The sequence below is a fragment of the Streptomyces sp. NPDC031426 genome, from assembly GCF_055581585.1.
Window position 1 is genome coordinate 79,854 of sequence record NZ_JBVIJE010000016.1, and the last position, 21,421, is coordinate 101,274.

The window sequence follows — 21,421 nt, forward strand, 5'->3', positions numbered from 1 at the left end:
ACGGGGGAATGCAGGGATTCGGTGCAGGTGGTCCGGGTATGTCTGGGCCCATGAACCCCCAATCGGGATCTTCGGTGCCGAGCGAGCACGAGACCGTCGGCGCCTATGCCCTCGGGATTCTCGACGACGCCGAGGCAACCGCTTTCGAAGCGCACCTCGCCGGCTGCGAGTGGTGTGCCCAGCAGCTGGACGAGCTGGCCGGGATGGAGCCCATGCTGGCCGCCCTCGCGGACCTGCCGGGCTCCGGCAGCACCCCCGCGATCGGCGAGTCGCTGTCCGCCAGGCCCAGCCCGCGGATCGTGGAGAAGCTGGTCGACGAGGTCGCGGAGAAGCGCGCCCAGAAGCGCCGGCGCAGTTTCTACATGATCGCGGCGGCGGCCGCGCTGATCATCGCCGGACCGCTGGCCGCGGTGGCGGTGAACAGCGGCTCGGGCGGCGGGCAGGTCACCGCGTCCTCGGCGCAGACGACCTTCGAGGCCATGCCCGACAAGAAGTCGGCCACGGACCCGTCGTCCCAGATCAGCGCCACCGTCGCCATGGCCCGGAAGGACTGGGGCACCCAGACGGTCCTGCAGCTGAAGAACGCCAAGGGCCCGCTGAAGTGCTCACTGGTCCTCGTCGCGAAGAACGGGCAGCGCGTGACGATGTCGTCCTGGTCCGTGCCGGACTGGGGCTACGGCATCCCGAACGGGAAGACGCCGGAGTCCAGGAAACCGCTCTACATCGGCGGCGCGGCGGCCTTCAAGCCGAACGAGATCGACCACTTCGAGGTCGTCACCTTCCAGGGGAAGAAGCTGGTGCAAGTCGACGCGTAGCTTCCACGGGCCCCCTTCGCGTACGGTTGACGGCTGCCCAGCACGTCAGAAGGGGGCCCGGTGGCCGCTCAGGTTCAGCAGTCCGCGGTCGGCTCGGTACACGGCGCACACGACTCCGTCCGTGACCGAGAGATCAGCGTCGAGCAGGAACACCTGGACCGGGTGTACCGGCGGCTGGAGGAGAAGATCCACGAGGCCGAGTTCCTGATGCACGACGCGGCCAAGCGCGGACAGGTCGGCACGCCGGGTGCGCTGGCCGAGCGGGACGCGCAGGTCTTCCGGGCCGGCATCCACCTGAACCGGCTGAACAACGAGTTCGAGGACTTCCTCTTCGGGCGCATCGACCTCCTCCTCGGCAAGGACGGCAAGAAGGGGCCCGACGGCGCCTACACCGCCGTGGAGCCCGCCGAGGGCGCCGTGCGGGACGACAACACCGCCGACATCGCCGAGACCCTGCACATCGGGCGCATCGGCGTGCTCGACGAGGACTACGCGCCGCTGGTCATCGACTGGCGGGCGCCCGCCGCCGCGCCCTTCTACCGGGCCACTCCGGTGGATCCCGGGCGGGTCGTACGGCGCCGGGTCATCCGGTCCAAGGGGCGGCGGGTGCTCGGCGTCGAGGACGATCTGATGCGGCCCGAGCTGACCGCCCACCTCGACGGCCGTGAGCTGCCCGTGATCGGCGACGGCGCCCTCATGGCCGCCCTCGGCCAGGCCCGCAGCCACACCATGCGGGACATCGTCTCCTCCATCCAGGCCGAGCAGGACCTGGTCATCCGCGCCCCCGCCGCCTCCATCACCCATGTCGAGGGCGGCCCGGGCACCGGCAAGACCGCGGTCGCCCTGCACCGCGCCGCCTACCTGCTCTACCAGGACAGACGCCGTTACGCGGGCGGCATCCTGATCGTCTCCCCGACCCCGCTGCTCGTGGCCTACACCGAGGGTGTGCTGCCCTCGCTCGGCGAGGAGGGCCAGGTCGCGATCCGCGCGATCGGCTCCCTCGCGGTGGACGCCGTCGGTGCCGAGGCCACGCTGTACGACTCCCCTTCCGTGGCCCGGGCCAAGGGCTCGTACCGGATGCTGAAGGTGCTGCGGAAGGCGGCCCGGGGCGCCCTGGAACTGGGGCCCGCCCCCCGCCCCGCCGCCGCCGACGACGCCGGGCCGCGGGCCTTCGACGGGCCGCCGTCCCGCCTGCGCGTCGTCGCCTTCGGACGCCGGCTGGAGCTGGAGCGGGAGGAGCTGGAACGCATCCGCCGCACCGCCCTCGGCGGCACCGCGCCGGTCAACCTGCTGCGCCCGCGCGCCCGCAAGCTGCTGCTGGACGCGCTGTGGGCCAAGTCCGGCGCCGGCGCCCGGCACACCGACCCGGAGCTGGCCGCCGAGCTGCGCTCCTCCTTCGACGAGGACGTCACGAGCGAGGACGCCTTCCTCGCCTTCCTCGACGTCTGGTGGCCCGAGCTGACCCCGAAGGCCGTGCTCGCCGCCATGGCCGACGAGAAGCGGCTCGGCCGCTGGGCCCGCCGGATCCTCAACCCCGGCGAGATCCGCAGGGTCGCCCGCTCGCTCCAGCGGGACGGGTACTCCGTGCACGACATCGCCATGCTGGACGAGCTGCAGGCGATCCTCGGGGCTCCGGCCCGGCCGCGGAAGAAGCGCGATCTCGACCCGCTGGACCAGCTCACCGGCCTGGAGGAGCTGATGCCGGTGCGCGAGGAGTCCCAGCGGGAGCGGGCCGAGCGCCTCGCGCAGGAGCGCACCGAGTACGCGCACGTCATCGTGGACGAGGCGCAGGACCTCACGCCGATGCAGTGGCGCATGGTCGGCCGCCGCGGCCGGCACGCCACCTGGACGGTGGTCGGCGACCCGGCCCAGTCCTCCTGGTCCGACCCGGACGAGGCGGCCCAGGCCCGCGACGAGGCCCTCGGCAGCCGGCCCCGGCGCCGCTTCCAGCTCACCGTGAACTACCGCAACCCCGCCGAGATCGCCGAGCTGGCCGCCAAGGTGCTCGCGCTCGCCATGCCCGGCTCCGAGGCGCCCAGCGCCGTGCGGTCCACCGGGGTCGAGCCGCGCTTCACGGTCGTACGGGATTCCCTGGGGCGGACCGTGCGGGCGGAGGCCGAAAGGCTGCTCAACCTGGTGGACGGCACGGTCGGCGTGGTCGTCGCAATGAACCGGCGCGAGGAGGCCCGGCGCTGGCTGGCCGGGCTCGGCGACCGGGTCGTCGCGCTCGGCAGCCTGGAGGCCAAGGGCCTGGAGTACGACGCGACGGTCGTCGTCTCGCCGGCGGAGATCGCCGACGAGTCCCCGGCCGGCCTGCGCGTGCTCTACGTGGCGCTGACCCGGGCCACCCAGCAGCTGACGGTGTTGTCGGGGGACCGGGACGAGCCGGACGCGGCCGGGGTACCGGACCTGCTGCGGGACTGAGTTTTCTGTGAACTCGTCGCAAGGGGAATGGTCCTCGGCAGGTGTTTGTTAGCCTGGATGCGGCACCGGCTCGATCCAAGCCCCCGGGCCCAACCTTTGTCCCTGCGAGGGACCACTTGCCGCGAGGCGAGCATGGCGGGTCGGTGTCCCAAGCGTGAAAGAGACCCACGTCCGTGTGACGTGGGTCTCTTTCTTTGCCTGATCGCCTCTCGTATGGTGGAAATGTTTTTCCGAAACCAACCACCGCTCATGAACACAACGTCCGCAATCCGGGGCGACTACCGCGTACTCCGCGGTAGGTGCGACGATCGGACAGCACAATTCGCGACACGGTGAAAGCAGAGGAAGTCGGCCATGGCAACGGCGCCCAGCGTCTCCTACTCGATGACCATCCGGCTGGAGGTGCCCGCGAGCGGAACCGCCGTCTCGCAGCTCACCACCGCGGTGGAGTCCTCCGGAGGCTCGGTGACCGGCCTCGACGTCACCGCGTCCGGCCACGAGAAGCTCCGTATCGACGTCACCATCGCGGCCACCTCCACGGCCCACGCCGAGGAGATCGTCGAGAAGCTGCGCGGGATCGAGGGCGTCACCCTCGGCAAGGTCTCCGACCGTACGTTCCTGATGCACCTCGGCGGCAAGATCGAGATGGCGTCGAAACACCCCATCCGTAACCGTGACGACCTGTCCATGATCTACACGCCGGGCGTGGCCCGCGTCTGCATGGCGATCGCCGAGAACCCCGAGGACGCCCGCCGCCTCACCATCAAGCGCAACTCCGTTGCGGTCGTGACGGACGGCTCCGCCGTGCTCGGCCTCGGCAACATCGGCCCCAAGGCCGCGCTGCCGGTCATGGAGGGCAAGGCGGCCCTCTTCAAGCGCTTCGCCGGCATCGACGCCTGGCCGATCTGCCTGGACACCCAGGACACCGACGCGATCGTGGAGATCGTCAAGGCGATCGCCCCCGGGTTCGCCGGCATCAACCTGGAGGACATCTCCGCGCCGCGCTGCTTCGAGATCGAGGCCCGGCTGCGCGAGGCCCTCGACATCCCGGTCTTCCACGACGACCAGCACGGCACCGCCATCGTCGTCCTCGCCGCCCTGACCAACGCACTTCGCGTCACGGACAAGGCGATCGAGAACATCCGGGTCGTGATGTCCGGCGCCGGCGCCGCCGGTACGGCCATCCTCAAGCTGCTGCTCGCCGCTGGTGTGAAGAACGCCGTCGTCGCCGACATCCACGGTGTCGTCCACTCCGGCCGCGAGGACCTGGTGAACGCCCCCGCCGACTCGCCGCTGCGCTGGATCGCCGACAACACCAACCCCGAGGGCCTCACCGGCACCCTCAAGGAGGCCGTGCGCGGCGCCGACGTGTTCATCGGTGTCTCCGCCCCGAACGTGCTCGACGGCGACGACGTGGCCGCCATGGCCGACGGCGCCATCGTGTTCGCGCTCGCGAACCCGGACCCCGAGGTGGACCCGGCAATCGCCCGCCAGACCGCGGCCGTTGTGGCCACCGGCCGCTCCGACTTCCCGAACCAGATCAACAACGTGCTGGTCTTCCCGGGCGTCTTCCGCGGCCTGCTGGACGCCCAGTCCCGCACGGTCAACACCGACATGATGCTGGCCGCCGCGAAGGCCCTCGCCGACGTGGTCAGCCAGGACGAGCTGAACCCGAACTACATCATCCCGAGCGTCTTCAACGACAAGGTCGCGGGCGCGGTCGCCGGCGCGGTCCGCGAGGCCGCGAGGGCGGCGGGCGCGACGGCCTAGTCTGCTCCACGCCGCTCCGTCGGGTGACGGCGGAGCGGCACCCGGGCGACGTCCCGGTGACGCCGTGCCGTACTGTGCAGGGGCTGTGAGGATCACCACGGCGGCCCCTGCACCGGCGCGTCGTGGAACCAGCCGAGGCCGGGCGCCCTCTAGGGTGACGCCGAGCGGGCGCTTTTCGTGTGACTCCCCAGGGTGTTCTCACGACTCCTACGGGTGCCGGATTGGCTTTACCGCCGCAGGTAGGGGCAGGATGCGTCCCTGGGCGCGAGCGCATCGGCATCGCAGTGCCTCGGGCGGATCCGCCGCGTGGCACACCCCAACGGCAAGAAAAACACGGGAGTAACAACATGAACCGCAGTGAGCTGGTGGCCGCGCTGGCCGACCGCGCCGAGGTGACCCGCAAGGACGCCGACGCCGTGCTGGCCGCGTTCGCCGAGACCGTCGGCGAGATCGTCGCCAAGGGCGACGAGAAGGTCACCATCCCCGGCTTCCTGACCTTCGAGCGCACCCACCGTGCCGCTCGCACCGCGCGCAACCCGCAGACCGGCGAGCCGATCAACATCCCCGCCGGCTACAGCGTGAAGGTCACCGCGGGCTCCAAGCTCAAGGAAGCGGCGAAGGGCAAGTAAGCGCTCCGCTTCGAGCGCCGGTCCCACTGGAGCGCCGTGGGCCGTGTCGTCCGTAGCCACCCGCGCCCGCGCGGCGGAGCCGGAGATCGACACAGCCCCGCGCCCCTTCGGGGCGCGTCCACAGCGGGCGTGGACAACGACAATGGGGCGGCCCCTTGGCCAAGGGGCCGCCCCATTGTCGTAACAGCTAACCGAGCGCCTTGCCGGGCAGCTCGACCTTCGCGCCGAGTTCCACGAGCTTCTCCATGAAGTTCTCGTAGCCGCGGTTGATGAGCTCGATGCCGTGGACGCGGGACGTGCCCTCGGCCGCCAGCGCCGCGATCAGGTACGAGAAGCCGCCGCGCAGGTCGGGGATGACCAGGTCGGCGCCCTGGAGCTTGGTGGGCCCCGAGACGACCGCGGAGTGCAGGAAGTTGCGCTGGCCGAAGCGGCAGTCGGAGCCGCCCAGGCACTCGCGGTAGAGCTGGATGTGCGCGCCCATCTGGTTCAGCGCGGAGGTGAAGCCCAGCCGGGACTCGTACACCGTCTCGTGGATGATGGACAGGCCCGTCGCCTGGGTCAGCGCGACCACCAGCGGCTGCTGCCAGTCGGTCTGGAAACCGGGGTGTACGTCCGTCTCCAGCGCGATGGACTTCAACTGGCCACCGGGATGCCAGAAACGGATGCCCTCGTCGTCGATCTCGAAGGCACCGCCCACCTTCCGGTAGGTGTTCAGGAACGTCATCATCGAGCGCTGCTGGGCGCCGCGGACGTAGATGTTGCCGTTGGTCGCGAGGGCCGCGGACGCCCAGGACGCGGCCTCCAGGCGGTCCGGGAGGGCGCGGTGGGTGTAGCCGCCGAGCTTGTCCACACCGGTGATGCGGATCGTGCGGTCGGTGTCCATCGCGATGATCGCGCCCATCTTCTGCAGCACGCAGATGAGGTCCTCGATCTCCGGCTCGACGGCCGCGTTGGACAACTCCGTTACGCCCTCGGCGAGCACGGCCGCCAGCAGCACCTGCTCGGTCGCGCCGACGGACGGGTACGGCAGCCGGATCTTCGTGCCCCGCAAGCCCTTCGGCGCCTCCAGGTACTGCCCGTCCGCGCGCTTCTCGATCGTCGCGCCGAACTGCCGCAGCACGTCGAAGTGGAAGTCGATGGGCCGGCCGCCGATGTCACAGCCGCCGAGGCCCGGGATGAACGCGTGCCCGAGGCGGTGCAGCAGAGGCCCGCAGAAGAGGATCGGGATACGGCTGGAGCCCGCGTGGGCATCGATGTCAGCCACGTTGGCGCTCTCGACGTGCGTCGGGTCGAGCACCAGCTCGCCCGGCTCCTCGCCCGGGCGGACCGTCACGCCGTGCAGCTGCAGCAGGCCGCGGACGACCCGCACGTCACGGATGTCGGGGACATTGCGCAGGCGGCTCGGCGCGCTGCCCAGCAGGGCGGCGACCATGGCCTTCGGCACGAGGTTCTTCGCACCGCGGACACGGATCTCGCCCTCCAGCGGGTTTCCGCCGTGGACAAGCAGGACATCGTCGTTGACGGTCATGTATCTCGCGTTCCGATGAGTTGGGCAGGGGCCGGCCGGATCACTGTGCGCGGGGGCCGGGAAGACAGGGTAATCGCCGATCACCCCCCGTCCGTAAGTCCAAGGACCACTCAGTCGCGTCATATGTGTGTCACAACACGAACCGTGCGCTATCGGGCACATGGGGTCACCGGCTCCGGGCCTGCGCCCGCAGCGCTCCCGTACACCCTGAGCTGCGTTCACTCCCGCACCCCGATTGGCTCCCCACCGAAGGGGAAGATGCGGGATCATGTCTGGCATGACCGAGGTGTCCTCGCTCACAGGGCGGCTGCTCGTGGCCACTCCCGCCCTGGCGGACCCGAACTTCGACCGCGCTGTGGTGCTCCTTCTCGACCACGACGAGGAGGGCTCCCTCGGTGTCGTCCTCAACCGCCCCACCCCGGTGGACGTGAGCGACATCCTGGAGGGCTGGGCCGATCTCACCGGCGAGCCCGGCGTGGTCTTCCAGGGCGGGCCCGTCTCGCTGGACTCGGCGCTCGGCGTCGCGGTCATCCCGGGCGGCGCGAACAGCGACCTGGCCCCGCTGGGCTGGCGCCGGGTGCACGGCGCGATCGGCCTGGTCGACCTGGAGGCCCCGCCGGAACTGCTTGCCTCGGCCCTCGGTTCCCTCAGGATCTTCGCCGGGTACGCCGGCTGGGGCCCCGGCCAACTGGAGGACGAGCTGGTCGAGGGCGCCTGGTACGTGGTCGAGTCGGAGCCCGGGGACGTCTCCTCACCGGCCCCGGAGCGACTGTGGCGCGAGGTGCTGCGCCGCCAGCGCAACGAGCTGGCGATGGTGGCCACGTATCCGGACGACCCTTCGCTCAACTGATACCTGTGCACTTCAGTACCCTGGGCGGTATGAGCACTCTTGAGCCCGAGCGCGGGACTGGTACGGGGACCCTCGTAGAGCCGACGCCACAGGTGTCCCACGGCGACGGTGACCACGAGCGCTTCGCCCACTACGTCCAGAAGGACAAGATCATGGCGAGCGCCCTCGACGGCACCCCCGTCGTGGCGCTGTGCGGCAAGGTCTGGGTGCCGGGCCGCGACCCGAAGAAGTACCCCGTGTGCCCCATGTGCAAGGAGATCTACGAATCCATGGGCAGCGGCGGCGAGGACAAGGGCGGCGACAAGTAGGCGTCCGTCCGAGTTCGTGAGGTCCCCCGGTGCGTGTGCGGTGCGCGCGCCGGGGGCTTTCGCGTTCTCTGGTCAGGAGTGGTCGAGACCTGTAGCCTCCGTCTTCGGTTGTGCGTAGCGGAACGGGCGTTGCACTGAGCACAACGCAGGCGCGGAGGTGCGGCGGCACATGAGCGACACACCCCTCTACCCGGACCCCGATGTGGCGCTGATCCCCGCGCCCAGCCGCGTTTCGGCCTCGCTGCCGGGCGGCGGCACCGGATTCGTCATCGACGCGGACACCGAGATCGAGGCCACCCAGGGCACCGAGCGGGTCGCGCGCTGGCTGCGGACGACCGTCGGCGCGGCGACCGGGCTGCCGCTGGCCCCGCACCGCGACAGCGGCTTCCGCGTCCTACTGCGGATCGCCCCCTCGCTGGAGGAGGAACTCGGCAGCCCGGAGGCCTATCAGCTGTGCGCCGACGGATATCTGATCTGCATCGACGGCGCGAGCGAGGCCGGCCTGTTCTGGGGCGCCCAGACCTTCCGGCAACTGCTCGGTCCGGAGGCGTTCCGGCGCGCCCCGATCAGCGGGCGCACCGCGTGGGAGTTCCCGGCCGTCACCATTCGCGACGCGCCCCGATTCCGCTGGCGCGGTCTTCTCCTGGACGTGGCACGGCACTTCATGCCCAAGGAAGGCGTGCTGCGCTATCTCGACCTGATGGCCGCGCACAAACTCAATGTCTTCCACTTCCATCTGACCGACGACCAGGGCTGGCGGATCGAGATCAAGCGGTATCCGAAGCTGACCGAAACCGCCTCCTGGCGGTCACGGTCGAAATTCGGTCACCGGGCCTCCCCGCTGTGGGAGGAGAAACCGCACGGCGGTTACTACACCCAGGACGACATCCGGGAGATCGTCGCCTATGCCGCCGAGCGGCATATCACCGTCGTCCCGGAAATCGACGTACCGGGCCATTCGCAGGCCGCCATCGCCGCGTATCCGGAACTCGGCAACACCGACGTCATCGACACCACCGCCCTTGAGGTCTGGGACGACTGGGGAATCTCCTCCAACGTACTCGCCCCCACTGACACCACCCTGCGGTTCTACGAGGGGGTGTTCGAGGAGGTCCTGGAGCTGTTCCCGTCGCAGTTCGTCCATGTCGGCGGCGACGAGTGCCGCAAGGAGCAGTGGACCGAGTCGGTGACCGCCAAGTCCCGGATCGCGGACCTGTCTCTCGCCGACGAGGACGAGCTGCAGTCGTGGTTCATCGGCCACTTCGACGCCTGGCTCGGCGCGCGCGGGCGCCGGCTCATCGGCTGGGACGAGATCCTGGAAGGCGGGCTCGCCAAGGGGGCCGCCGTGTCGTCCTGGCGCGGTTACGGCGGCGGGATCGCGGCCGCGCGGGCCGGCCACGATGTCGTCATGTGCCCCGAGCAGTACGTGTATCTGGACCACCGTCAGGCCCCGGGCGAGGACGAGCCGGTGCCGATCGGGTTCGTGCGCACCCTGGAGGACGTCTACCGGTTCGAACCCGTTCCGCAGGGGCTCACCGAGGCGGAGGCTCGGCATGTGCTGGGCACTCAGGCCAACGTGTGGACCGAGGTGCTGGAGGACACCGCGCGCGTGGACTACCAGACCTTCCCCCGGCTCGCGGCCTTCGCCGAGGTGGCCTGGAGCCGGCTGCCCGCCCCCGCGGAACGGGACTTCGCCGGCTTCGAACGCCGTATGACCGCCCATTACGCGCGACTCGACGCCCTCGGCGTGGCCTACCGGCCGCCCACCGGGCCCCGGCCGTGGCAGAAACGCCCCGGTGTCCTCGGCCGTCCCATCGAGGGGCCTCCGCCGGACAGGTGACCGCCCGGTCCGGGCGACCGTTCCGAACAAGTGCTGGAAAACCGCGCCAAGCGTCACCGAAGAGTGTCAATCGGCGTGCACCGGCGATGCCGTACAAAAACGGACCATCTCCGCGATGAGGTGGGCGAATGCCCTCTACTGCCTCCTAGCGGACCCCCGTCCTCGGCCCTTGCGAAGATGTGCCAGAGTTGCCACGTCCGCCCTGTGAGCACGTACCGTACGGCCACACAGGTGGGACCAGGTGGGGCAGCGGGAAGGGGCAGCCGGTTTTGACCACGCACGCACCGCAGGCGGAGCAGGCCGTCACGCTGCCCACGACGCTGGACGAGGCCGTGGCGGCCCTCGGGGCCATGCCCACCGCCGTGCCCGTCGCGGGCGGCACCGACCTGATGGCCGCCGTCAACTCCGGCCAGCTCAGGCCGGCTGCCCTGGTGGGCCTCGGGCGGATCAGCGAGATCCGCGGCTGGCAGTACCAGGACGGCCACGCGCTGCTCGGCGCGGGCCTCACGCACGCGCGCATGGGCCGCCCCGACTTCGCGGCCCTGATCCCGGCGCTCGCCGCCGCCGCGCGCGCCGCGGGCCCGCCGCACATCCGCAACGCGGGCACCCTGGGCGGCAACATCGCCTCGGCCGCCCCCACCGGGGACGCACTGCCGGTGCTGGCCGCCCTGGAGGCGACGCTGATCATCGCGGGTCCGGACGGAGCCCGCCGCGAGGTTCCGGTGTCGCACCTGCTGGCCGGCATGGAGATGCTGCGCGGCGGCGAACTCATCGGCTACGTGCGCGTGCCGCTGCTGCACGCCCCGCAGGTCTTCCTGAAGGCGACCGGCCGCACCGGCCCGGGCCGCGCGCTGGCCTCCGTGGCCCTGGTCCTCGACCCCGCCCGGCGCGGAGTGCGGTGCGCCGTCGGTGCCATAGCGCCGATGCCGCTCCGGCCCCTGGACGCCGAGCAGTGGGTCGCCCAGCTGATCGACTGGGACAACGACCGCGAGCTCGTCCCGGAGGCCCTGAACGCCTTCGGCGAGTACGTCGCCGCGGCCTGCATCCCGGATCCGGCACCGGAGCCCGACGGCTCCGTGGCCCCGCTTCCGCCCGCCGTACTGCACCTGCGGCGCACCGTTGCCGCACTGGCCCGACGAGCACTGGGGAGGGCGCTGTCGTGACCGACGACCAGCACGGACAGGGCACGCCCCAGGGCGGCGGACGCTGGGACCCGCTGCCCCAGGGCGACTACGACGACGGCGCCACCGCCTTCGTCAAGCTCCCCGAGGGCGGCATCGACGCCCTGTTGTCCGGCGACAGCCCGCTGGCCGCGCCGGGTCATGGCTATGTGCCGCCGCAGATAGCGGTCGCCCCCGGCACCGGCGACCCCGCCCAGGCCGGCACCTGGGCAGCGCCCGCGGGCGGCGCGGAGTGGCCCGACCCGAACGCCACGCCCCAGACGCGGGCCGACGACCGGTTCACGTACAGCCCCGGTGCGACCCAGCACTGGACCTTCGAGGAGCCCGCGGCGCCGGCCGCGGCCGGGCACGACGTCACCGGGCAGTGGTCGATCCCGGTCGCCGACGGCGATCTCCCGGACGATTCGGGCGAGTTCACCACGTCGTCCCTGGTCGAGCAGTGGGGCGGGACCCCGCCGGCCACCCTGCCCGGCGGCGCGCCCGCGCCCTGGGCGACGGAGGAGACCGGCCGCTCCTGGGACCGGCCCGCCGAGACCGGCCATCCCGGCCTGCCCGACCACACCGACGCCCACCCGGGGGGCGGTCCGGCCGGCCCGGCGGCGCCGGGGTACGCGCCCGCACCGGACGAGCGGTACGGGCCGGGCCCGGCCGGCCAGGCCCCGGCCGCCCACGAGGAGACCGGGCCGGCGGAAGCCGGCCCCGGGGGCCCCGGGCACGCGTCGGCCGGTGGGTCCGCGGAGCCTGCCGAGTTCGAGTACGGGGACTTCGGCGAGTCCGCGGAGCCGGACAGCGACGGCCACGGCCCCGAGCAGGCCCCTGAGCGCCCCGCTGGCGGCCCGGCAGGTCATGAGGGACCGGCGGCCCGCGCCGACGTCCGGCAGGCAGCCACAGCCCCCACAACGCCCACGAGCCCCACCGCGGCCGACGCGGCGGCGGCCGGGCACCCGGCACCGCGGACCCCGGCCTCCGCAGCCGTACCCGAGCACTCCTCCGACGCGCCCGAGGCCGACGACGCACCCGAGGGCGCCGCCGAGGACACCGCGCCCCGGCCGCAGGAAGCCGCGGCAGAGGAACACGCGGAGCACACCGCCCCCCTCCCGCCGCACGACGACCACCCGCTCGCCTCCTACGTCCTGCGCGTCAACGGCGTCGAGCGGCCCGTCACCGACGCCTGGATCGGCGAGTCGCTGCTGTACGTCCTGCGCGAGCGGCTCGGGCTCGCGGGCGCCAAGGACGGCTGCTCGCAGGGCGAGTGCGGGGCCTGCAACGTCCAGGTCGACGGCCGGCTGGTGGCCTCCTGCCTGGTCCCGGCGGTCACCGCGGCCGGCAGCGAGGTGCGCACGGTCGAGGGCCTGGCCGCCGACGGACAGCCCTCCGACGTGCAGCGCGCGCTCGCCCGGTGCGGTGCCGTGCAGTGCGGTTTCTGCGTGCCCGGCATGGCGATGACCGTGCACGACCTGCTGGAGGGCAACCCGGCGCCGACCGAGCTGGAGACCCGGCAGGCGCTGTGCGGCAACCTGTGCCGCTGCTCCGGCTATCGGGGCGTTCTGGACGCCGTCAAGGAGGTCGTCGCCGAACGCGAGGCGTCGCACGCCGCCGACGCCGAGACGGACGCGGACGAGGCCCGTATTCCCCACCAGGCGGGCCCCGGATCCGGCGGCGTCAACCCGTCGGCGTTCGAGGCGCCCGGCGCGTTCGGCACCCCGCACGCCCCCGGTGGCTACGGCGACACGCCGCCGTACGGCACACCCGACCCGTACGGCACACCGCCGCACGGCATCCCGGGACCGCACGGCCCGCACGACCCGCACTACGGCCAGGACGGAGGCCAGGCGTGAGCAACGAAGCCGCCACGGCGACCACCGCCGCGGAACCCGCCCCCGAGGCCGAGGCGTTGCCGCACGGCCTCGGCGCCTCCCTGCCGCACGCCGACGCCCGCGCCAAAACCGAGGGCACCTTCCCGTACGCGGCCGACCTGTGGGCCGAGGGCCTGCTGTGGGCGGCCGTCCTGCGCTCCCCGCACGCGCACGCGCGCATCGTGTCCATCGACACCAGCCACGCGCGCGAGATGCCCGGCGTACGGGCCGTCGTCACGCACGAGGACGTGCCCGGCACCCCCCGCCACGGCCGGGGCACCCCCGACCGGCCGGTGTTCGCCTCGGAGGTCGTACGGCATCACGGCGAGCCCATCGCGGCCGTCGCCGCCGACCACCCGGACACCGCGCGGATGGCCGCGGCGGCCGTCATCGTCGAGTACGAAGTACTCGACCCGGTCACCGACCCCGAACAGGCCTTCGAGGCCGAACCGCTGCACCCCGACGGCAACCTGATCCGGCACATCCCGCTCCGGCACGGCGACCCGGAGGCGGTCGGCGAGGTCGTCGTCGAGGGCCTGTACCGGATAGGGCGCCAGGACCCGGCCCCCATCGGCGCCGAGGCCGGCCTCGCCGTGCCGCGCCCCGACGGCGGCGTGGAGCTGTATCTGGCCTCCACCGACCCGCACACCGACCGCAACACCGCCGCGGCCTGCTACGGCCTGTCCCCGGATCGGGTGAAGATCGTCGTCACCGGGGTGCCGGGCGCCACCGCCGACCGCGAGGACCAGGGCTTCCAGCTCCCGCTCGGCCTGCTCGCCCTGAAGACCGGCTGCCCGGTGAAGCTCACGGCGACCCGCGAGGAGTCCTTCCTCGGCCACGCCCACCGCCATCCCACGCTGCTCAGGTACCGCCACCACGCCGACGCCGAGGGCAGGCTGGTGAAGGTGGAGGCGCAGATCCTGCTGGACGCGGGCGCGTACGCCGACACCTCCTCCGACGCCCTGGCCGCCGCCGTCTCCTTCGCCTGCGGCCCGTACGTCGTCCCGAACGCCTTCATCGAGGGCTGGGCCGTGCGCACCAACAACCCGCCCTCCGGCCATGTGCGCGGCGAGGGCGCGATGCAGGTGTGCGCCGCCTACGAGGCCCAGATGGACAAGCTGGCCAAGAAACTCGGCCTGGACCCGGCCGAGGTGCGCCTGCGCAACGTCCTCGCGACCGGTGACGTCCTCCCGATCGGCCAGACGGTGACCTGCCCGGCGCCGGTCGCCGAACTCCTGCAGGCCGTCCGGGACTTCCCGCTCCCGGCCCTGCCGAAGGACACGCCCGAGGAGGAGTGGCTGCTGCCCGGCGGCCCCGAGGGCGCCGGCGAACCGGGCGCGGTGCGCCGGGGCGTCGGCTACGGCCTGGGAATGGTGCACATGCTCGGCGCGGAGGGCGCCGACGAGGTGTCCACGGCGACGGTCAAGGTCCACGACGGTGTCGCCACCGTGCTCTGCGCGGCCGTCGAGACCGGCCAGGGCTTCACCACCCTCGCCCGGCAGATCGTCCAGGAGACCCTCGGCATCGAGGAAGTCCACGTGGCGCCGGTCGACACCGACCAGCCCCCGGCCGGCGCGGGCTGCCGCGGCCGCCACACCTGGGTGTCGGGCGGCGCGGTGGAACGCGCGGCGAAGATGGTCCGCACCCAGCTCCTGCAGCCGCTCGCCCACAAGTTCGGCATGTCGACGGAGCTGCTCCAGATCACCGACGGCAAGATCACGTCGTACGACGGCGTGCTGTCGACCACCGTCACCGAGGCGATGGACGGCAAGGAGCTGTGGGCGACGGCGCAGTGCCGGCCGCACCCGACCGAGCCGCTGAACGCCTCCGGCCAGGGCGACGCCTTCGTGGGCCTGGCCTTCTGCGCGATCCGCGCGGTGGTGGACGTCGACATCGAGCTGGGCTCGGTGCGGGTGGTGGAGCTTTCGGTCGCCCAGGACGTCGGCCGGATCCTCAACCCCACCCAGCTCGCGGCCCGGATCGAGGCGGGCGTGACCCAGGGCGTGGGCATCGCGCTCACCGAGAACCTGCGCACCCCCCGCGGCCTGATCCGCCACCCCGACCTGACCGGCTACGCCCTCCCCACCGCGCTGGACGCCCCGGACATCCGGATCGTCAAACTGGTCGAGGAACGGGACGTGATCGCCCCCTTCGGGGCCAAGTCCGCCAGCGCGGTCCCGGTCGTGACGGCACCGGCCGCGATCGCCTCCGCGGTCCGCGCGGCCACCGGCCGCCCGGTCAACCGGCTCCCCATCCGGCCACAGGCGGCGGTGGTCACGGGACAGTGAGCGCCCGGAGGCTCACCCCGCGGCGGAGACGGTCCTCGTCCGCCCGCGACGTGCCCCGGTGCCGCGCGCAACGCGTCCCCGTGATCCGACGTCCTTCCCGGTGAGGGCCGTTGTCAGTGGTGCGGCGTAGTGTTCTGAGCGGTGGGGGCACTCGCACTCACGGACTCACGTGCGGACCGACGCGCGTGGGCACCGACGGGGAAGATCGCGGGGGAGCGATGAGCACGACCGACGCCGGGATTGCGGCGATCACGCTGACCGAGGCGGAGCTGGACCGCTATGTCACCCACGGGCCGACGCGCGGCCTGCTCAGCGGCACCGGACTGCCCGCGGACACCGACCTGCTGACCTTCTCCCCGCTGCGCACACACGGCCTGCGCACGCTCGCCGACGCCGCGGACGGCCCGTTCCGGGTCGCGGACGAGCTGCGGGACCGGCTGGTGATAGGCGAACTCCTCAACCCGGCGGGCATGGACCGCGAGTCGATCCTGCTCGACGGCGGCACCGGCGAGCTGACGACGGCGTACCTGTTCGACCCGTCCGAGCCCCGCCCCTTCGCGCCCTCCCTGTCCACGCTGCTGCGCTTCGCCGCGGTCACCGAGGAACTGGCGGGCCTGCGCGGCCGTTTCGCGTCCCTGGCGGGTCAGTACGGCCCCAGGACGGCCACCGAGGCGACCCGCCGCCTGCTCTCCCTCTTCGAGGAGGGCGCCGACGGCGAGGTCCCGCCGTACTGGAAGGCGGCGGCCCTGATCCGCCCGCTCGCCCTCGTCGTCGGCCCCGGCATCGCCTCCGGCCTCACCCTGGACGTCCCCGCCCGCGTCCTGGACCAGGAGTTCGGGCACGGCAGGGTGACCCGCTTCGAAGAGGTCGACTTCCCCGCGACCCTCACGCACGGGCCGACCCGGCGCTTCCTGCGCGAGACCGGGCTGCCGGAGGAGGCGGTCCTCTTCCACGCCGACACCGACGTCCCGCTGCCGACGCTCCGGGAGTACTTCACGGAGGAGCACGCCGGCGACTACCCCCTGGACGAACTCCCGGCCCACGCCGACCACTTGATCCGCCTGGGCCACCTCATCGAGGACAACAGCCTGGTGGTCGACGGCAGAACCGGCGCGGTGCTGACCTTCAGCGAGCCGGAGGCCACGCTCTACCCCCTCAACACCGACGTCTCCACCCTCGCCTTCACGCTCTGGCTCCTCCACCACGAGCGCACCATCGACGAACACCTCGCCAACGAACTGACGACGGACGCGTACGACCAGCTGGCCGCGGCGATGATCCACACCCTGTCGACCGTCGACCCCACGGGCACGGCCCCCGGCACCCACTGGCACTACTGGACGGAACTGTTCCAGGACGAGGCGGGCGGGGTGCTCTGAAACACCGACGGACGACCGAAGGGGCGGCACCCCTCCCGGGGTGCCGCCCCTTCGTACTGCCTGCTCAGGCATGCAGAGGCCGTGGCGGGATTCGAACCCACGTAACTCGCTTTGCAGGCGAGCCCCTGAACCACTCGGGCACACGGCCGTGTTGAATCGTTGCTCTCGGCCGTGGTGGGATTCGGACCCACGTGACTCCCCGCGAGCGGAGCTCGCTGATGGATGCAGCGCAGGCGAGCCCCTGAACCACTCGGGCACACGGCCATGTTCGTGGGAATGACGTTATGGCGAGCTGCTGCAAGGGCTCAAGGGAATCGGTGGCGTCGCAATGCGACTGCCACACGGCGTTCATGAACGGCCCGGCGGCGTACGACCAAGGTCGCAGGGCGAGCGGGACCACCGACAGGGGTCAAACCGTGCTGTGCGCCTTACGCTGGCGGCCATGAGTGCCCTTGAGTCGCGTGACGCCGATGTCGTGAGCCCCGTCGAGCAGGGCGACGGTGTACTGGGCAGGGCTTATCGGGCGCTCAGTGTCGGGATCGTGTCCGTCGTGCTGCTGATCGCCTTCGAGGCGACCGCCGTCGGCACCGCCATGCCGGTCGCCGCGCGGGAGCTGGACGGCGTGGCCCTGTACGCGTTCGCCTTCTCCGGGTACTTCACGACCAGCCTGTTCGGCATGGTGCTGGCCGGTCAGTGGTCCGACCGGCGGGGGCCGCTCGGGGCGCTGACCACGGGGATCGGCGCCTTCGCCGCCGGGCTCGTCGTGGCCGGGACCGCACAGGCCATGTGGGTGTTCATCCTCGGCCGGGCCGTGCAGGGGCTCGGCGGCGGACTGGTCATCGTCGCGCTGTACGTCGTCGTCGGCCGCGCCTACCCCGAGCGGCTGCGGCCCGCGATCATGGCGGCGTTCGCGGCCTCCTGGGTCGTGCCGTCCGTCGTCGGCCCGCTCGCCTCCGGCGCCGTCACCGAGCACCTCGGCTGGCGCTGGGTCTTCCTCGGCATCCCGGTCCTCGTCGTCTTCCCGCTCGCTCTCGCCCTGCCGCAGATACGGCGCAGGGCGGCGGCCCCGGTGGACGAGGAGGCCGGCGCCCTCGCCCTCGACCGGCGGCGGATCCGGCTCGCCTTCGGCATCTCCGTCGGCGCCGGCCTCCTCCAGTACGCCGCGCAGGACCTGCGCCCCCTGTCCCTGCTCCCGGGGCTGGCCGGCACCGCCCTGCTGGTTCCCGCCGTCCTCGGCCTCCTCCCGCACGGCACCTACCGGGCGGCCCGCGGCCTGCCCTCCGTCGTGCTGCTGCGCGGGCTGTCCGCCGGTTCCTTCATCGCCGCCGAGTCCTTCGTGCCGCTGATGCTGGTCACCCAGCGCGGGCTGTCGCCGACGCTCGCCGGGTTCTCGCTGGCGGCGGGCGGCGGCACCTGGGCGCTGGGCTCGTGGGCGCAGTCCCGGCCGCGCGTGCGGCCGTACCGGGAGCGGCTGATGACCGTCGGCATGGTGCTGGTCGCCGCCGCGATCACGGCCGCGCCCAGTGTGCTCCTGCACGCCGTGCCGGTCTGGATCCTCGCCGTCGCCTGGGCCTTCGGCTGCTTCGGCATGGGCCTGGTGATCTCCTCCACCAGCGTGCTCATGCTGAAGCTGTCCGCCCCGGAGGAGGCCGGCGCCAACTCCGCCGCACTCCAGATCTCCGACGCCCTCTCCAACGTCGTCCTCCTCGCCGCGACCGGCGCCGCCTTCGCGGCCCTGGGCGGCGGCAGCACGGCGGCCGCCACGGCGGCCGGCCCGGCCACGGCCACCGACGGGACCCACCCCGCCGCCTTCGCCGCCGTCTTCCTGCCGATGGCGGGGGTGGCACTGGTGGGGGCTTGGGTGACGACGCGGTTGCGGGAGCGGAGTCCGGTGGCACCGATTGGTACTACTTAGTACCGTCGACGCATGGCTGGACTGAACCTGCGGTTTACGGACGAAGAGCTGGATGCCCTGCGGGAGCGCGCTGCGGCCGAGGGGCGTAGCATGCAGGCCTTTGCGCACGACGCGGTGATCGCAGCCATCAACGAGCACTCACGACTGTTCAACGAGGCGGCCGAGCACGTCCTGAAGGCCAGCGCCGAGCTGAACCGGAGGCTCGCCTGATGCACTACCTCACGCTCCCCGAGCTGCTGAACCTCGCGCAGCGGCTCCGAGCGGATGAAGTGCGCGACTACGGGCTCCTGGACTCGGCGCTGGCACGTCCGCAGTCGAGCGTGTTCGGGCAGGACGCATACCCGGACGTGTGGCAGAAGGCCGCAGCCCTCATGGAGTCCCTCGCCCGCAATCGCGCCCTCGTGGACGGCAACAAGCGCCTCTCCTGGTACGCGACCTGGGTCTTCCTGCACATGAACGGGCATCCACTGGACCCGGACTTCGACGTCGACGAGGCCGAGCGATTCGTGCTGGACGTCTGCCAGGGAGCGCTGGACGTTCCCAAGATCGCGGCGCAACTGCCGCGCTTCGCGCGCTGACTGTGACGTGGCTCCCACCCACGGGCGACCCGGCCTCGTTCGCGCGTTGACACCACCGGGGCGCCGGTAGGGTGGCCCGGTTGTCATACGTAGCCGAGCCGCCCGACCCGCAAGACATACGGAGACCGTGACTACTACCGCCGCTTCCTCCGCTCACTCCCACCACCTGTCGCCCGCCTTCCCGGGCCGCGCGCCCTGGGGTACCGCCAGCAAGCTGCGTGCCTGGCAGCAGGGGGCGATGGAGAAGTACATCCAGGAGCAGCCGCGTGACTTCCTCGCCGTCGCCACGCCCGGCGCCGGCAAGACCACCTTCGCGCTGACGCTGGCCTCCTGGCTGCTGCACCACCACGTCGTGCAGCAGGTGACCGTGGTCGCGCCGACCGAGCACCTGAAGAAGCAGTGGGCCGAGGCGGCCGCCAGGATAGGGATCAAGCTCGACCCCGAGTACAGCGCGGGGCCGCTCGGCCGGGAGTACGACGGCGTCGCCGTCACCTACGCCGGCGTGGGCGTGCGCCCGATGCTGCACCGCAACCGGGTCGAGCAGCGCAAGACCCTCGTCATCCTCGACGAGATCCACCACGCCGGTGACTCCAAGTCCTGGGGCGAGGCCTGCCTGGAGGCGTTCGAGCCCGCCACGCGCCGGCTCGCCCTGACCGGTACGCCCTTCCGCTCCGACACCAACCCCATCCCCTTCGTGACGTACGAGGAGGACAACGCGGGCATCCGGCGGTCCGCCGCCGACTACACGTACGGCTACGGCTCCGCCCTGTCGGACGGGGTCGTGCGGCCCGTCATCTTCCTCTCCTACAGCGGCAACATGCGCTGGCGCACGAAGGCCGGCGACGAGGTGGCCGCCCGGCTCGGCGAGCCGATGACCAAGGACGCGGTCAGCCAGGCCTGGCGTACGGCGCTCGATCCGCGCGGTGACTGGATGCCCAGCGTGCTGCGCGCCGCCGACCAGCGGCTGACCGAGGTCAGGAAGGCCATCCCGGACGCCGGTGCCCTCGTCATCGCCTCCGACCAGGACTCGGCACGCGCGTACGCCAAGCTGATCCGTGAGATCACCGGCACCAAGGCCACCCTCGTGCTGTCGGACGACGCGGGCGCCTCGAAGAAGATCGACGAGTTCAGCGACAGCAACGACCGGTGGATGGTCGCGGTGCGCATGGTGTCCGAGGGCGTGGACGTGCCCCGGCTCGCGGTCGGCGTGTACGCGACGACGATCTCCACCCCCCTCTTCTTCGCTCAGGCCGTCGGGCGTTTCGTACGGTCCCGGCGGCGCGGCGAGACCGCGTCCGTGTTCCTGCCGACCGTGCCCGACCTGCTGACGTTCGCGGGCGAGATGGAGAAGGAACGGGACCACGCCCTCGACAAGCCGAAGAAGGAGGGCGAGGAGGACCCGTACGCCGAATCCGAGAAGGAGATGGAGGAGGCGAACAAGCAGCAGGACGAGGACACCGGCGAGCAGGACATGCTGCCCTTCGAGGCGCTGGAGTCCGACGCCGTCTTCGACCGGGTGCTGTACGACGGCGCCGAGTTCGGTATGCAGGCGCACCCGGGCAGCGAGGAGGAGCAGGACTACCTCGGCATTCCGGGCCTGCTGGAGCCCGAGCAGGTGCAGCTGCTGCTGCAGAAGCGGCAGGCCCGGCAGATCGCGCACAGCCGCAAGAAACCGGACAGCGAGGCCGACCTGCTGGAGCTGCCGGCCGAGCGGCGGCCGGTGGTCAGCCACAAGGAGATGATGGAGCTGCGCAAGCAGCTCAACACGATGGTCAGCGCGTACGTCCACCAGAGCGGCAAGCCGCACGGGGTCATCCACACCGAGCTGCGCCGGGTCTGCGGCGGACCGCCCAGCGCGGAGGCCACGGCGGGGCAGCTGCGGCAGCGGATCGCCAAGGTGCAGGAGTGGGCGACCCGGATGAGGTGACCCGGTCCGCCACGTGTCAGTTCCTGGGGCCTGTGCGTATCCGGACGAATTCAGGCAGGCCGGAACTGGTCTTGCCCGGATTCTGGACGGAGACTTCCGCTCAGCGAACCTGCTTCGCTACTGTCCGGCTACG

At 72.0% G+C, this 21,421-nt stretch carries 16 protein-coding genes and 2 tRNA genes; 15 read left to right on the plus strand and 3 right to left on the minus strand.

Annotated elements, in window-relative coordinates; all coding sequences use genetic code 11:
- The first annotated feature begins 50 nt into the window (after window positions 1–50).
- The 4 genes from ACZ5NH_RS29180 to ACZ5NH_RS29195 all read left to right on the plus strand — a co-directional run bounded on the left by ACZ5NH_RS29180 (window position 51) and on the right by ACZ5NH_RS29195 (window position 5,638).
- Window positions 51–815 (plus strand): anti-sigma factor family protein, encoded by a 765-nt coding sequence (locus ACZ5NH_RS29180; RefSeq protein WP_388627322.1) that lies wholly within the window; start codon window positions 51–53, stop codon window positions 813–815.
- A 60-nt stretch (window positions 816–875) separates the two neighbouring features.
- A complete protein-coding gene (locus ACZ5NH_RS29185; protein WP_468779368.1) occupies window positions 876–3,239 on the plus strand; it encodes a HelD family protein in 2,364 nt (787 codons plus the stop codon).
- A gap of 354 nt (window positions 3,240–3,593) precedes the next feature.
- Complete coding sequence (locus ACZ5NH_RS29190; RefSeq protein ID WP_388627325.1) at window positions 3,594–5,009, plus strand: NAD-dependent malic enzyme; 1,416 nt, start codon at window positions 3,594–3,596, stop codon at window positions 5,007–5,009.
- 347 nt (window positions 5,010–5,356) lie between these two features.
- Window positions 5,357–5,638 (plus strand): HU family DNA-binding protein, encoded by a 282-nt coding sequence (locus ACZ5NH_RS29195; protein WP_023550134.1) that lies wholly within the window; start codon window positions 5,357–5,359, stop codon window positions 5,636–5,638.
- Window positions 5,639–5,825: 187 nt separating this feature from the next.
- Here the strand turns inward: ACZ5NH_RS29195 and murA are convergent, their stop codons facing one another.
- Window positions 5,826–7,166 carry a UDP-N-acetylglucosamine 1-carboxyvinyltransferase gene (gene murA / locus ACZ5NH_RS29200; RefSeq protein WP_451551591.1) on the minus strand — a complete coding sequence of 447 codons (1,341 nt, stop codon included), beginning with the start codon at window positions 7,164–7,166 and terminating at the stop codon, window positions 5,826–5,828.
- A 277-nt stretch (window positions 7,167–7,443) separates the two neighbouring features.
- Here murA and ACZ5NH_RS29205 point away from each other — a divergent pair, with 277 nt between their 5' ends.
- The 7 genes from ACZ5NH_RS29205 to ACZ5NH_RS29235 all read left to right on the plus strand — a co-directional run bounded on the left by ACZ5NH_RS29205 (window position 7,444) and on the right by ACZ5NH_RS29235 (window position 16,868).
- The gene (locus tag ACZ5NH_RS29205; protein WP_388627329.1) at window positions 7,444–8,016 is read left to right on the plus strand and encodes a YqgE/AlgH family protein; all 573 of its coding nucleotides are present in this window, start codon (window positions 7,444–7,446) and stop codon (window positions 8,014–8,016) included.
- A 29-nt stretch (window positions 8,017–8,045) separates the two neighbouring features.
- A complete protein-coding gene (locus ACZ5NH_RS29210) occupies window positions 8,046–8,324 on the plus strand; it encodes a DUF3039 domain-containing protein (RefSeq protein ID WP_069780555.1) in 279 nt (92 codons plus the stop codon).
- 169 nt (window positions 8,325–8,493) lie between these two features.
- Window positions 8,494–10,164, plus strand: a complete 1,671-nt coding sequence (locus ACZ5NH_RS29215) for a beta-N-acetylhexosaminidase (protein ID WP_468779372.1) — start codon at window positions 8,494–8,496, stop codon at window positions 10,162–10,164.
- A 269-nt stretch (window positions 10,165–10,433) separates the two neighbouring features.
- A complete protein-coding gene (locus ACZ5NH_RS29220) occupies window positions 10,434–11,327 on the plus strand; it encodes an FAD binding domain-containing protein (RefSeq protein WP_388627332.1) in 894 nt (297 codons plus the stop codon).
- Window positions 11,324–13,183 carry a (2Fe-2S)-binding protein gene (locus ACZ5NH_RS29225; protein ID WP_468779374.1) on the plus strand — a complete coding sequence of 620 codons (1,860 nt, stop codon included), beginning with the start codon at window positions 11,324–11,326 and terminating at the stop codon, window positions 13,181–13,183. Before ACZ5NH_RS29220 ends, ACZ5NH_RS29225 begins: the two co-directional genes overlap by 4 nt.
- Window positions 13,180–15,489 carry a xanthine dehydrogenase family protein molybdopterin-binding subunit gene (locus ACZ5NH_RS29230; protein WP_468779376.1) on the plus strand — a complete coding sequence of 770 codons (2,310 nt, stop codon included), beginning with the start codon at window positions 13,180–13,182 and terminating at the stop codon, window positions 15,487–15,489. Before ACZ5NH_RS29225 ends, ACZ5NH_RS29230 begins: the two co-directional genes overlap by 4 nt.
- A gap of 218 nt (window positions 15,490–15,707) precedes the next feature.
- A complete protein-coding gene (locus ACZ5NH_RS29235) occupies window positions 15,708–16,868 on the plus strand; it encodes an SUKH-4 family immunity protein (RefSeq protein ID WP_468779378.1) in 1,161 nt (386 codons plus the stop codon).
- 76 nt (window positions 16,869–16,944) lie between these two features.
- Here ACZ5NH_RS29235 and ACZ5NH_RS29240 read toward each other — a convergent pair.
- Both ACZ5NH_RS29240 and ACZ5NH_RS29245 read right to left on the minus strand, forming a co-directional pair.
- Window positions 16,945–17,016, minus strand: a tRNA-Cys gene (locus ACZ5NH_RS29240).
- A gap of 18 nt (window positions 17,017–17,034) precedes the next feature.
- Window positions 17,035–17,132, minus strand: a tRNA-OTHER gene (locus tag ACZ5NH_RS29245).
- 178 nt (window positions 17,133–17,310) lie between these two features.
- Between ACZ5NH_RS29245 and ACZ5NH_RS29250 the strand changes: the two genes are divergently transcribed.
- From ACZ5NH_RS29250 to ACZ5NH_RS29265, 4 genes are all read left to right on the plus strand, one after another.
- Window positions 17,311–18,783, plus strand: coding sequence for an MFS transporter (locus tag ACZ5NH_RS29250; RefSeq protein WP_468779380.1), 1,473 nt, complete (start codon window positions 17,311–17,313; stop codon window positions 18,781–18,783).
- A 12-nt stretch (window positions 18,784–18,795) separates the two neighbouring features.
- Complete coding sequence (locus ACZ5NH_RS29255; protein WP_124441851.1) at window positions 18,796–18,993, plus strand: hypothetical protein; 198 nt, start codon at window positions 18,796–18,798, stop codon at window positions 18,991–18,993.
- Window positions 18,993–19,361, plus strand: a complete 369-nt coding sequence (locus ACZ5NH_RS29260) for a type II toxin-antitoxin system death-on-curing family toxin (protein WP_468779382.1) — start codon at window positions 18,993–18,995, stop codon at window positions 19,359–19,361. Before ACZ5NH_RS29255 ends, ACZ5NH_RS29260 begins: the two co-directional genes overlap by 1 nt.
- 127 nt (window positions 19,362–19,488) lie before the next feature.
- A complete protein-coding gene (locus tag ACZ5NH_RS29265) occupies window positions 19,489–21,288 on the plus strand; it encodes a DEAD/DEAH box helicase (protein ID WP_468779384.1) in 1,800 nt (599 codons plus the stop codon).
- The last annotated feature ends 133 nt before the right edge of the window (window positions 21,289–21,421 follow it).

What these genes read in the sequence shown, in the direction of transcription:
- ACZ5NH_RS29180 (WP_388627322.1), top strand. Translation starts at nt 51, where the DNA reads ATGAACCCCCAATCGGGATCTTCGGTGCCGAGCGAGCACGAGACCGTC.
- ACZ5NH_RS29190 (WP_388627325.1), top strand. Translation starts at nt 3,594, where the DNA reads ATGGCAACGGCGCCCAGCGTCTCCTACTCGATGACCATCCGGCTGGAG.
- ACZ5NH_RS29195 (WP_023550134.1), top strand. Translation starts at nt 5,357, where the DNA reads ATGAACCGCAGTGAGCTGGTGGCCGCGCTGGCCGACCGCGCCGAGGTG.
- murA (WP_451551591.1), bottom strand. Translation starts at nt 7,166, where the DNA reads ATGACCGTCAACGACGATGTCCTGCTTGTCCACGGCGGAAACCCGCTG.
- ACZ5NH_RS29205 (WP_388627329.1), top strand. Translation starts at nt 7,444, where the DNA reads ATGACCGAGGTGTCCTCGCTCACAGGGCGGCTGCTCGTGGCCACTCCC.
- ACZ5NH_RS29210 (WP_069780555.1), top strand. Translation starts at nt 8,046, where the DNA reads ATGAGCACTCTTGAGCCCGAGCGCGGGACTGGTACGGGGACCCTCGTA.
- ACZ5NH_RS29215 (WP_468779372.1), top strand. Translation starts at nt 8,494, where the DNA reads ATGAGCGACACACCCCTCTACCCGGACCCCGATGTGGCGCTGATCCCC.
- ACZ5NH_RS29235 (WP_468779378.1), top strand. Translation starts at nt 15,708, where the DNA reads ATGAGCACGACCGACGCCGGGATTGCGGCGATCACGCTGACCGAGGCG.
- ACZ5NH_RS29250 (WP_468779380.1), top strand. Translation starts at nt 17,311, where the DNA reads ATGAGTGCCCTTGAGTCGCGTGACGCCGATGTCGTGAGCCCCGTCGAG.
- ACZ5NH_RS29255 (WP_124441851.1), top strand. Translation starts at nt 18,796, where the DNA reads ATGGCTGGACTGAACCTGCGGTTTACGGACGAAGAGCTGGATGCCCTG.
- ACZ5NH_RS29260 (WP_468779382.1), top strand. Translation starts at nt 18,993, where the DNA reads ATGCACTACCTCACGCTCCCCGAGCTGCTGAACCTCGCGCAGCGGCTC.